Genomic DNA, 12,124 nt, shown 5'->3' on the forward strand with positions numbered 1-12,124 from the left:
ATCATTTCCCGGAACAGTCTGTGTCGGACCGGCTGCGGCGATTGGTACGAGAGAAAGTTTTACAAGTAAACCTATTAGGGTACATGATTCTAAGTATGAACTAAATCTATCTATGATTGAGGTGAACAATATTGTCAAATCCTGGTGGTTTTTGGATCCGGCTTGTAGGTTTCCTGCTTGATGCCATACTTATAGGCGCTGTTGTATCTTTAACCGTTTTTCTTTTTGCGCTGGATACATCGAATCAAACGGTACAGACAGGTGAAAGTATCTTCACAATTATGTATTTTGTATTAGTGCCTGTTCTTTGGAGTGGATATACCTTCGGAAAGCGCATGGTCAGGGTTCGTATCGTAAAAAAAGATAATTCCAGTGTCACAATTGGAACGATGCTGCTTCGATATGTAGTGACAGGATTGATTTATGGAATTTCGTTTGGTATTGCCTTTGTCGTCTCCGTTTTCATGGTCGCACTGCGAAAAGACAAGCGGGCCCTTCACGATCTTATCGCGGGGACGTATGTGACGTATAATAAACCATAGACTTTCTTAACGTTGGACATTCCGAAAAAAACCGCCGCCCCAAAACAATGCTATCATTTTACGGGCATTAGCACAGATGGAGTCTCCGAAGATGCGGTTAAATATGATTGAGGGCTGGACCTTCAGCCGTCACGCAGTTAAGAAAACAATCGGAAAACTATCAAAAAAGGAGGGTCTATCTTTGGATCCACTCACGCTGATCGTACTCGTAGTTATTATTGTGCTGTTCTTCCCGCTGTTTATGCGTGGAATAGGGTGTCTGCTGAAGACAATTGTAACTGTTGTGTTAATCGCAGCTGCTTTTATTTTCATTACGCAGCTGATATGAATGCAGGTAAAAGGCGGTCCCGGTATGGGGCCGCCTTTTACTGCAGTTTGAAATTATGAGTCTTCACGAAACATTCGAAAGGGGAGCTGACCATATCATTTACTTCACGGCCAGTACGGATTGAATGCCGGCAGGATCTGTTACATAGACCAAATTCTCTTCCGTTGTCACTTTCATCTCTTTTCGGCGCAGTTTGTTTACGACGAGGGAACGTACCTCCCGATCGGGATAGACAATGGTAAAGTGCTTTAATCCGGTTTCTTCCTGCCCAAGTGGTAAAGTACTGGTGCCTCCCCATGTGTTCACAGCGAGATGATGATGATATCCTCCAGAGGATAAAAAGGAAGCATGACTGCCAAGATGTGCCGTTTCGTTAAACTCCAGTCCTTCTTTATAAAAAGATCTGGCTTCATTTAAATGATTTACCTGCAGATGAATATGACCGAGAATGGTATTAGGAGGCATTTTTGTGAAGGGCACGGCGTCCCTCAGCAGACTTTCCGCATCCAGCGGTTCTGTCACCATAGCAACTTTCCCGTTTTCCCATTTCCAGTTCTCTGCAGGACGGTCACAATAAAGTTCAAGACCATTCCCCTCCGGATCAGCGAGATAGAGAGCCTCACTTACATGATGGTCAGATGCTCCCTGCAAAGGATAGTTATTTTCGAGGAGGCGCTGAAGAATACCTCCGAGCGAGGCCCGGTCCGGCAGTAAAAAGGCAATATGAAAAAGCCCTGTACGGGAACGGGCAGGTTTATTATAAAAGGGGGAGGAATGAAGGGTGAGAAGCGGCGTACTTCCATCAGCTGTGAGGACAGCTTTATTCGAAGAATACTGCAATACTGAAAAGCCGAGTGTTTTTTCATAAAAAGCTGTTGTCGTTTCCAAATCCTTTACTTTCAGTGCGGCTTCAGAAACATAGAGAGCAGGTGGTGAGTGAAACGTCATGAGAAAGCCTCCTTGCGAAAATAAGTTATATACTTATTATAAGTTAGTGGATAGGGAAGTGCCACCTGTTTGCAGAAGAAGAAAAACGGAAACCGGCTGCTGGAATATTCCAGCAGCCGGTTCGAAAGAGCTATTCAATTTCGGTTACATTTGTTAACGGAGCTTCAATAATATAACGGTCTGGAGCAGCGCCGATAAAGTTGAACGGGTAGCAGGTCGTTAACGTTAAAACAGGTTCATCTTTACTCACGATAACGGTTCGATCTTCGGCGTCTGTAATCCACGTTTTTTGAATTTCATACTCATACTGTACGTCTTCAAACTGCACATACATTTTCGCACCGTCTTCCAGGTCGCCGAGTTCGCGGAAAACGGTGTCCCGGTGCCCGGAAAGGACAGTGTGCTTCATGCTGTCAGGAGGAGTAGTATAGTCACCTTCGTGGTAACCAACGCCTTGAGTAAGAGTATCTTCATCCGTACCCCAGTAAATCGGATATTTCATATCGATGTCCGGGATAAGCAGAGTACCAATTTCTTCGCCTTTTTCGTACTCGTCATAGCTGCGCGGTTCCGGCGGTTCTGCAGGTTCTTCTTTTACGTCATTTTCTGCTTCCTCTTCTTCCGGGACCTCTTTTGAACTATCCGGCATTTCTTCCTGCTGCTGATTATTCTCTTCTGTGGCCATGTCAGGCACATTATTTTCCGCAGAAACGGTCATGAGGTCGTCAGCAGTCATTTCTTCGCCGGAAGAGGCCTGCGATATCCAGTTATAACCATTAACCCCGGCAATAATTACTCCGGCTGCTATTAATACGGATGCCAGCATTTTTCTCAAGACTTTCAACCTCCTTTCTTCAAGGAAAAAACTCCGCCGCTTCCCCGGGAAAACCTTTCTCCCTGTGGAAAAAGGCAGCGGTTACCAGAGGGAGCAGGGATGTTGATCGATAAAATGAAGTCAGACCACTGCCTTTTTTCTCATAAGCATGAAAGCACCGGCTGAATCAAAGAGCCTTCCGAGAAAAGGTGCTGCCAAGTATGCAGTAGAAGGAGCAGGCAGTTCGTTACCTTCATTTTCATTGTAGTTATTCCAATTGTCGTTATTATTATTATAATTGTTATAAGCGTTGTTGTCATTATTATTGATGTAGTTGTTATTGTTGTCTGCGTTGTTGTTATTCATACCATCATCGTGGCTGTCCGCTGATGCTGAAGCAAAAGAAAGGCCAAACAGTAAAAACGGACTTAACGACATCATGGTAAGCGTTCTCCTCGTTGTTTTTCCATCTTACGTATTTTTATCCATGTCCACTCGTATTCCGCTTCCCGCTTATAGGAAAGAGAAAACCATAAATTGTAAAAATGCTGAAAATATATAAGTGATTGTTATCACAAATGGCGAAAGAATTCGGCCATTTTGAGAAAAGAGGATATCTGAAAGTCCAGGAAAGAATGTGCAGGAACCAGGCTGTTGAAAAAGTATTTTTTCTGTATTTTTATCCATGGGGCTGTTTCCACCTTACATGGTCGCTTTCCGGAGGGAACTCTCTCAGCTAACCTGCCTTTGGCAGGTGGATCTTCGAATCGTTCTATGTCCTCCAGGAGTCGACCATCCGGCTCCAACAGCCCCATGGATAAAGGGTTGTCTTACGAAAGCAAAGATAGAACACTGCTGTCGCTCCTGAAAACCCCTATTTTCTCCGAAGGGTCCGGCGGAGACGCCAGTGGGATATAAGCGCAGTCTGAAGATCATTTCCCCTGCCCTGGAGGCAGGGGAAATAGCTGAAGACAAGCCCCACGGCAAGCTTCCGCCGGTAAGCGAAGGAGAAAATACAAATAAAAAAATAAATATACCTCTTTTTTCACTAAATCCACACTCTGAGGAACGGTCATTCTTTTCTGAAATGAAGCCGGTTAATTCCAGCAGGAGCTGGAACGTTTTCCCCCCTCATGATAAAATGGGACGGGATATAATATTGAATTAAAGGAGCGGTAAATATGAGTGAAAATAAAATTCTTGTGTTCGGTCACAAAAGCCCGGATACCGATACGATTTGTTCTGCACTGGTATACGCAGATTTGAAAAATCAGCTTGGAGAAGAGGCAGAAGCTGTCCGGCTCGGAGAAGTTGGTGCAGAAACGCAGTATGCACTCGATTATTTTCATGCTGAAGCACCGCGGAGGGTCGACACCGTATCGAACGAAACAGACAAAGTGATTCTCGTTGACCACAATGAATTTCAGCAGAGTGCTGACGATATTAAAGACGTTCAGATTCTTGAAGTCATCGATCACCACCGGATTGCTAACTTTGAAACGGAAGGGCCTCTCTATTTCCGGGCTGAGCCTGTAGGCTGCACGGCAACGATTCTAAACAAGCTTTATAAAGAAAACGGGATCAACGTCAGCAAGAAAATGGCTGGCTTAATGGTTTCTTCCATTGTTTCGGATTCTCTTCTGTTCAAATCACCTACCTGTACGGAAGAAGATGTGCAGGCAGCGAAGGAACTCGCTGAGAAAGCAGATATTAATCTTGAAGAATACGGCCTGGAAATGTTGAAAGCGGGAGCTGACATGAGCAGTAAATCGGTTGAGCAGCTTCTCACAATGGATGCAAAAGAATTCACGATGGGCAGTCACACTGTAAAGGTTGCCCAGGTAAATGTTGTAGACGCGGATGACGTTCTCAGCCGAAAAGACGAGGTGCTGAAATCGATGCAGCAGGAAGTGGACAGCAACGGCTACGGTCTGTTTGCACTTGCCGTAACCGATATTCTTTCCAACGATTCCGTTCTCCTTACATCCGGAGAGCAGGAAGCAGCGGTTCACAGTGCCTTTAATGTAAAGCTGGAGAACCATGAGGCGGTGCTCGAAGGAGTAGTCTCCCGCAAAAAACAAATCGTACCGCCGTTAACAAACGCCCTCTCTTAAAAACAGGTGCAGGCAGTATGATGTACGAAAAGCTGTTTCTTTAAAAACAGGTATAAGATTTTTTACAACGTCTTTAAAGATAGACCAGCAAATACAAAGGTGCTCCTTCGTTTCGGAGGAAGCACCTTTTTTAGGAGGGAAAAGATGAAATCAGCAGGAAAACTCGCTCTTGTTACCGGAGTGGGACGCACAAAAGGACTCGGCGCGGCTGTATGCAAAAAGCTCGCTTCCGAGGGGGCCGACATTGCTTTTACGTACTGGCATGAATATGATGAAACGATGCCGTGGGGAAAGGAAAAAGAAGGACCGGCACAGACTTTTCAAGCGGTAACTTCTTTCGGGAAAGAGGCTTTTTCAAAGGAACTGGATCTGTCAAAGCCTGATAATATCCCGCTTTTATTTGCTGAAGTGAAAAACCATTTTGGTCGTACCCCGGACATCCTGATTAATAATGCCGCTCATTCCGTAAATGATAATATAAAAACCGTGACTGCAGCCTCTCTCGATCGTCACTACGAAATCAACGTCCGCGCTGTTACGCTGCTTATTCAGGAATTTCTGCACCATTTAGACAGGAACAGAAGCGGACGCATCATTAATATAGCTACAGGCTGGTCCAGGGGACAGATGCCTGAAGAAATATCTTATGTGGTGACAAAATCCGCCGCAGAAACACTCGTGCACTCGATTTCTGCACAGCTGGCGAAAAGAAACGTCACGATAAACGCGGTAAATCCCGGACCGACTGATACCGGATGGATGACGGAGGAGATTCAGCAGGAATTGACACCGCTGTTCCCGGGAGGAAGAATCGGACGTCCTGAGGATGCGGCAGAAGCGGTAGCCTTTCTTGTCAGTGACGCGGGGGCCTGGATTACAGGGCAGGTGCTTCATTCTGAAGGGGGCTTTTTAAATAGAGACAGCCCCGGCGAAAATATTTAAGTTTTCTCTCCGGGAACGACAGCCTTTATTTTAGTGGAAGGCTCCCTTAATTGAATGGTATCGTCACATGCAGCTTTCTGCTGGTGCAGCGGCTGATCAAAAATACCGGGACACTGGTGCATGCAGGTGAAGAAGCACACTTTTTTAATTCATTTGATCAACTAGTATACCTTGAGAAGCTGAGTTTTTTACATGCTCCCAAATTTCTCGTAGCGTTTTTCCAGGAAATTTTGAAAAACAGTCATGACTGTGCAAACGCCCCAGTAGATTAGTGCGACGAGAATAAACATCGTCATATAATCCATTTCTCTGCCGGCTACCGTTCTGGAAAGCTGGAATATCTCCGGGACAGTAATCATCGCGGCCAGCGAGGAAGCTTTAATCAAGTCCAGCAGAATATTTGCGAGAGGCGGGACAGCAATTCTCGAAGCCTGAGGCAGGATAATGCGTCCCATCATTTTCGGATAGGAAAACCCGAGAGAGCGGGCCGATTCCCACTGTCCACGGGGCACAGCAGCAATAGCAGAGCGGTTGATTTCTGCCATATAGGCTGCGCTGTTCAGACTGAAGCCTATAATTGCAGCGGTGACAGCGGCAAATTCGATTCCAATAAATGGGAATCCAAAGTAAAGCAGGAAGAGAATAATTAAGATGGGAACGCCGCGCATGAAAGAAATATAAATACGGGAAGGCCATCGCAGCCATGACTTACTTGAAGCTCTCCCAATAGCGAGGAAGAGGCTGATAATTAAACCGATAGCCATGCTGACGAGGGAAATAAGCAGCGTGAGTCCGAGCCCTGTCAGAATATAGGGCAGCGAGTCAACAGCAAGCCGTATATCAAAGATATGTTCCCACTGAATGTTACTCATTGGTATTTCTCCTTTCTTTTGATAATACGTTTCATTGATGTTAGAAAGTTTTTGTTACAAGAGCCGCAGCCCAACCGGAAAGCTCCTCCACGGCAGAGCTGAAGAGGAGTTTTCTATAGTTATCAACAACAGACTATAACGCAGCTTTAATTTATAGCAAAGCGTCATAATTAAGAACTCTATTCAGGCAGTCTGAATTTATTTATGGAATACAAACGATAAGAAAGCCGGTTTCCTCCGCGGAGGAAGGCCGGCTTCACAGTTGAGAAATAACGCTTCTATCCCTTACTCAAACGTAAATGTTTCGTCGTCGGAAAATTCCACGTCCGGTTCTTCAGAAACGTCCTGACCTCCAAAAAATTGTTCGGATAGCTCCGTGATCGTTCCGTCTTCGTGCATTTCAGTCAGCGCTTCATTCAAGTTGTCGCGCAGCTCTGTGTTTTCCTGATCCATGATCATAGCCTGGTTGTTTGGATGATAAAAGATGTCCGGATGGATCGTCACATCAATTTCCGGGAGAGCTTCCACGGCGAGTGTCTGCAGGTAATAATCGTTCAGTACTGTGTCCGTCCGTCCGTTTTCTACATCGCGCAGGTACGTATCATTTGTTACATTTTCATAAGTGACTCCTTCTGCGCCGTAATGCTCGGATATCTGCATGTAGATGGTAGTCGCAGCGCCGCCCGCTCTTTTTCCTTCCAGATCATCGAGGGTTTCAATTCCGGAAAGGTCGTCTTCGCGGACAACCATGCTTCCATAGGAAAATTTATAAGGATCAGTAAATAGAAAATCTTCCTCCCGCTGTGGATTAACATCGATATCGTTAACTGCCAGATCGACCTGTCCGTTGTTTATGGAAGTCAGCATGCCGTCAAAACCCATTTCAGAAAATTCCACTTCCAGATCAAGTCTTTCCGCAGCTTCTTTTGCTACTTCCACCTCAAATCCGGTCAAATCATTTGTCTCTTCCTCATGAAAAGAGGTAGGATAAAGAGTACCGGAAGTTGCCACTGTCAGGACGCCTTCTTCTTCAATGGTGTCCCATGCAGATGAACTTTCTTCTGTATTGCTGCCGCATGCTGCCAGCACGGCGAACAGGCCGGCTGCTGCACTGATTTTAAATGCTTTCATTGTTACAATTCCCCCCCAAGGTAAATGGTTCTTAATTAAGACAATATACAAAACATAGCATGACTTACTGCTGCAAGGCAATCTTACAGGTTTTGTTGGAAAACTCAAAAAAATCTGTCTGCATTGCGTTACAACTTAGTGAAAATGGGGTACAGAAAGTCAGCCAGCCTGACTAAAGGAGTACGTTTATGGGACGAGCAAAAACAATTGACGAAGTGCAGTTATTTCAGGAAACTGAAAAGCTTATTTTAGAGTCCGGATATGCCGGCTTTCATTTTAAAGCTCTTTCTGAAAGACTTGGAGTAGCCCGGAGCACCATCTATAATTATTATCCGAAAAAAGAGGAACTGATCACCGCCTTTATGGTGCATCTGCTTAAACAGGTAGTTACAAAAATGGACCGGCTTTCGGAAAAAGAAGATCCCGTCCGCAGCATGATTGAACTGTGGGGCAACTATGCCAACATTCACCAGATGATGCAGGTCATGCCTTATATTGACAAAAAAGCCTCAGCAAAGGTTGAAGAGAGCGTAAAAGAAATGTTCCGCATGCTTCAGGAAATGAAAGTTAAAATTAAAATTATACTTACAGCAGAACAGGAAAAAGGAGAGGTCCGCACAGACGTACATATGGACACTCTCGTCGGACTTGTCATGGCTGCTGTGCAGATACCTATGCACCACGCTTCTCAGGAAGACTGGGTCAAGGAAGTATATCTATTAATAAATGACGGCTTAAAAGGCTGATTATTTTTATATAAAAGTGACACAAATGTCACATTAGTAATGCATCCAGAAAGGCAGGGGAAAGGCTATGTTTGATAAGGTTATCAACCGTCCGAAAATTACCGTTATGTTTGTCTTTATTCTCATTATTTTAGGAGTGCTGACCCTGTTTCAGCTTCCGCAGCGCGAAGTTCCGGAAATATCGTTTGATATCGGCAATATTTCCACCCCGTACCCTGGAGGCGCTCCGGAAGAAGTAGAACAGCAGGTAACTGTCCCGCTGGAAAATGCAGTGGAAGGCATCGAAGGAATTGCAGCAGTCAATTCCGTCTCTACCTCCGGATTCTCGAATATTACGATAGAGCTGGAGGACGGGACCAATACGAATGCTGTTTTCAATGAAATAGAACAGGCAATTAACGATACGACAGAATCTCTTCCGGATCAGGCCTCGCCTGACTTTTCCCAGGAGGAAGGACTGGGGGGGCTTTCCAGTTACCACCTTCTTGGGAACTCGTATGATGAATTATACGAACTTAGAGAAACGATCCACGAATGGCAGGGGGAGATTGAAGCGATTCCGGGAGTGAACCGTACGAATGTGAAAGGCTTCCCGGATCAGCAGCTGCTGATTAATATTGATTCCGAAGAGCTTTTTGAGAGCGGGCTTCAGGTACCCGATGTTATCGAAGGAATCGAAGGAGAACTGCAGACCCAGCCCCTCGGTATCCAGGAAGCCGCTGACGAAAATGTGCAGCTGGAACTTACGACGATCGCTTCCTCGGAAGAGATTGAATCTATATTTATCGGACAGTCATTTGACGGAGAAACTATTTACTTAGAAGATGTTGCGGAGGTCGGGGTGGATCTGGAAACACCGGAAGACCGCATTACATTTGAAGAACAGCCTGCTTTATCCTTCACCGTCATTCCGGAAAGAGGAGAAAGCATCCCGCAGCTTCACACAGAAGTAGATAATGAAATGAGCACACTGGCAGAGGAACTTCCTGAAGGAGTGGAGCTGGATCTGTTTTATACCCAGCAGACCATTGTAGAAGAAATATTCGGCGATCTTTCCCTTTCCTTTGCACTCGCTGCCCTGTCGGTCATTGTCGTTACGCTGCTGGGACTGAACGTGTCCTCAGCTGTGATTGTAGCGGTCGCGATTCCGGTTTCGGTGTTTATCGGGCTGATTCCGCTGCCATTTGCAAACGTTGATTTAAATCAGATCTCGATTATCGGTCTTATCGTGGCCTTGGGTATTCTAGTAGATGATGCGATCGTAGTTGGTGATAATATACGCAATAAATACAGAGGAGGATGGGATCCGCAGGCCGGGGCTCTGGAAGGGACAAGAGAAGTCCGTGTCTCGATCATCGTTTCCACGTTGACGATCGTTTTTACTTTCCTTCCACTCGTCTTTATATCGGGGGGGAACGGCGACTTTATCCGGGCGCTCCCAGCCGTCCTTATAACGACGATCCTCGCTTCTACCGTGGTGGCGCTGACATTCGTCCCTATTTTCCTTAGCTGGAGACGCCGCAAACAGCTGGCCCGTAAGAGGAAATTCAAAGAAAGGGACGGCCTTCTCGGAAAGCAGTTTAATCAGCTGGCAGACTGGTACAGTGATTCTATCCTGCGCCGTGTCGTCCGCCATCCATGGAAAGTGGCAATAAGCGGTCTTGTGTTTACGACAGCTCTTTATGGATTGATTCCGTTTATTCCTGTTGAGTTTTTTCCTAATACAGATCGTGACGAAGTAACAGTTGAAGTTAGAATGCCGGCCGGAACAACGCTGGAAGCAACAGAAGAGACCCTTACAGAGATGCGGGATTACGTGCTGGAAGAGGACAGCAACGTATACGAAACAGCCGTTTATGCCGGACAGGGGCTCCCGCCGATCTTCGGTCAGGGGATGACCAATACTGGAGATGAAACGGGCAATCTTCTGCTGCGGGTGGAAAGGGAATCGCAGTCTGCGGAAGAAACGATCTCCCGCTGGACAGATCCGCTTCAGGAGGAATTTCCGGAAGCGGAAATTGAACTGACGACGATTGAAGCGGGACCGCCGGTTGGGGCACCGATTGCGATAACGCTGCAGGGCCCGGAAGTCGAAGAGCTGATGAATATCAGTGAGGAACTGCAGGAGCAGATTTCGGAAATTCCGGAGAGCGGCACCGTGCTCGATGACCTTGGTCCCAGAAGGCCGACGGTTGTTTATGAACCGGACAGGGAAGCACTTGAAGAAAACAATTTAACGCTCAGCACGATCAGTGAACAAATCGGTCTTAGAACCGAAGGACTTCCGCTGATGACTTTCCGTACAGCGGAGGAAACGATCGATTTACAGCTGACACTCGACCGGATTGCGCCGGGAGAAGATATTGACCTGTCTTCGATTGAAATCCCAAGTGAAGCGGGTGAGGAAGGGCCTCCGGAACTGTTGACTCTCGACACTCTCGTAACAGAGGAAGCAACGGAAGAAATTCCGCAGATCATCCGGGATGAAGGAGTCCGTACAGTAACTGTCAGGGTTTTCCCCGGTGATAATGAGCAGGAGGAACTGGATGCCCGAATAGATGATATTGCAGACGATGTACGTTCTTCTGTATCCGATGATTATTCAATCAGCGTTGGAGGAGAGGAAGAAGCGCGTACCGATTTCATTTTAGAGTTGGCAACATTATTCGTGCTCGTGTTATTCCTGATTTATATCGTTATTGCAATACAGTTTTACTCGCTGACCATTCCGTTACTCGTTTTATCAACTGTGCATATTGCAGCTTCCGGTGCTATTGTGGGGCTCTTTGTCACCCAGACCGGACTCGGGTTTACGGCACTGCTTGGTATCGTATCACTTGCGGGAATAGTCGTCCGCAACTCGATTGTCCTGCTCGAATTTATCAAGCAGCGCCGACGGGAAGGAATGGGACTGCACGAAGCAGTCATAGAAGCGGGGCGCGTCAGACTGCGTCCGATCCTGCTGACGGCATTTACGGCCATTGGAGCATTGACGCCTGTAGCACTCAGCGGGGATGTACTGTTTGAGCCGCTGGCGATTTCCATTATCGCAGGGTTGATATTTTCCGCTCTGCTGACAGTTATTATCGTACCTGCGCTGTACACAGCTTTTGCACAAAGCTTTGAGAAGAAAAGAAAATAATGCTTCATGAAGTTATACAAACATTAGAAGGATAAACAGATCTGACTGGGGGGTGAACATTATTATCCAGTTTTCGCTTCAGTGATCAGCAGTCTTTATTTCCACAGGGAAGCTGTGTGGACGGACCTGGCTCAGCTAATTACTTTCTATTGAAGAGCAAGGCTTTACGCAGCTCAGCTTCCATTCCTATGATAAGAAAAGTAGAACAGGGCCTAATAACATTAGTCCATTTATTGCATACAATTTTAAATGGCATCGAAGTCAGAAAAGCCGTATACGCTTTTTTAATAAGGCTGCCTTGAAAATAATGTAGATAAGCTATAAAAGTTCGCTTTCGTTTCCAAGGGGACGCTTTCCGGGCGGGCCTGCCTCAGCTAATCCCTTCCTCCCTGCGGTCGGGCGGAGTGGGGCTCGTCCTAGATCGCCCCGGAGTCGCCCCATGTCCACTCCAGATTTTGGTAAAAAAGACAGAGCGGGAGCTGCTTTCAAAAATATTGCGTCATGACAGGATTTTTGTCATGACGCTTTTGTCTGTCCATAGAAGC

General features: G+C 46.2%; 11 protein-coding genes. 6 read left to right on the top strand and 5 right to left on the bottom strand.

The features are described from left to right. Positions 1–131: 131 nt before the first annotated feature. Together FTX54_RS03320 and FTX54_RS03325 are read left to right on the top strand one after the other, a co-directional pair. Complete coding sequence (locus FTX54_RS03320; RefSeq protein ID WP_246125707.1) at positions 132–542, top strand: RDD family protein; 411 nt, start codon at positions 132–134, stop codon at positions 540–542. Positions 543–723: 181 nt separating this feature from the next. After that, positions 724–870 (top strand): hypothetical protein, encoded by a 147-nt coding sequence (locus FTX54_RS03325; RefSeq protein WP_187254666.1) that lies wholly within the window; start codon positions 724–726, stop codon positions 868–870. A gap of 99 nt (positions 871–969) precedes the next feature. Here the strand turns inward: FTX54_RS03325 and FTX54_RS03330 are convergent, their stop codons facing one another. From FTX54_RS03330 to FTX54_RS03340, 3 genes are all read right to left on the bottom strand, one after another. Continuing rightward, a complete protein-coding gene (locus tag FTX54_RS03330) occupies positions 970–1,818 on the bottom strand; it encodes a VOC family protein (RefSeq protein ID WP_147805055.1) in 849 nt (282 codons plus the stop codon). A 130-nt stretch (positions 1,819–1,948) separates the two neighbouring features. Continuing rightward, positions 1,949–2,644, bottom strand: coding sequence for a class D sortase (locus FTX54_RS03335; RefSeq protein ID WP_147805086.1), 696 nt, complete (start codon positions 2,642–2,644; stop codon positions 1,949–1,951). Positions 2,645–2,773: 129 nt separating this feature from the next. After that, entirely contained in the window at positions 2,774–3,073 is a 300-nt protein-coding gene (locus FTX54_RS03340; RefSeq protein ID WP_147805054.1) for a hypothetical protein, read from the bottom strand. 740 nt (positions 3,074–3,813) lie between these two features. On the opposite strand from FTX54_RS03340, the gene FTX54_RS03345 reads away from it, so the two are divergent. Both FTX54_RS03345 and FTX54_RS03350 read left to right on the top strand, forming a co-directional pair. Beyond that, positions 3,814–4,746: a manganese-dependent inorganic pyrophosphatase gene (locus FTX54_RS03345; RefSeq protein ID WP_147805053.1), complete on the top strand. Its 933-nt coding sequence runs from the start codon at positions 3,814–3,816 to the stop codon at positions 4,744–4,746. Positions 4,747–4,890: 144 nt separating this feature from the next. Next, positions 4,891–5,688, top strand: coding sequence for an SDR family oxidoreductase (locus tag FTX54_RS03350; protein WP_147805052.1), 798 nt, complete (start codon positions 4,891–4,893; stop codon positions 5,686–5,688). A 188-nt stretch (positions 5,689–5,876) separates the two neighbouring features. Here FTX54_RS03350 and FTX54_RS03355 read toward each other — a convergent pair whose 3' ends face one another. After that, on the bottom strand, positions 5,877–6,560 hold the full coding sequence (locus FTX54_RS03355; protein ID WP_147805051.1) for an amino acid ABC transporter permease: 684 nt from the start codon (positions 6,558–6,560) through the stop codon (positions 5,877–5,879). A 285-nt stretch (positions 6,561–6,845) separates the two neighbouring features. After that, entirely contained in the window at positions 6,846–7,691 is an 846-nt protein-coding gene (locus tag FTX54_RS03360; RefSeq protein WP_147805050.1) for a transporter substrate-binding domain-containing protein, read from the bottom strand. 188 nt (positions 7,692–7,879) lie between these two features. Between FTX54_RS03360 and FTX54_RS03365 the strand changes: the two genes are divergently transcribed. Together FTX54_RS03365 and FTX54_RS03370 are read left to right on the top strand one after the other, a co-directional pair. Continuing rightward, the gene (locus FTX54_RS03365; RefSeq protein ID WP_147805049.1) at positions 7,880–8,437 is read left to right on the top strand and encodes a TetR/AcrR family transcriptional regulator; all 558 of its coding nucleotides are present in this window, start codon (positions 7,880–7,882) and stop codon (positions 8,435–8,437) included. A 67-nt stretch (positions 8,438–8,504) separates the two neighbouring features. After that, complete coding sequence (locus FTX54_RS03370; RefSeq protein ID WP_147805048.1) at positions 8,505–11,579, top strand: efflux RND transporter permease subunit; 3,075 nt, start codon at positions 8,505–8,507, stop codon at positions 11,577–11,579. Positions 11,580–12,124: the final 545 nt, after the last annotated feature.

Source organism: Alkalicoccus halolimnae (assembly GCF_008014775.2).
GTDB lineage: Bacteria > Bacillota > Bacilli > Bacillales > Salisediminibacteriaceae > Alkalicoccus > Alkalicoccus halolimnae.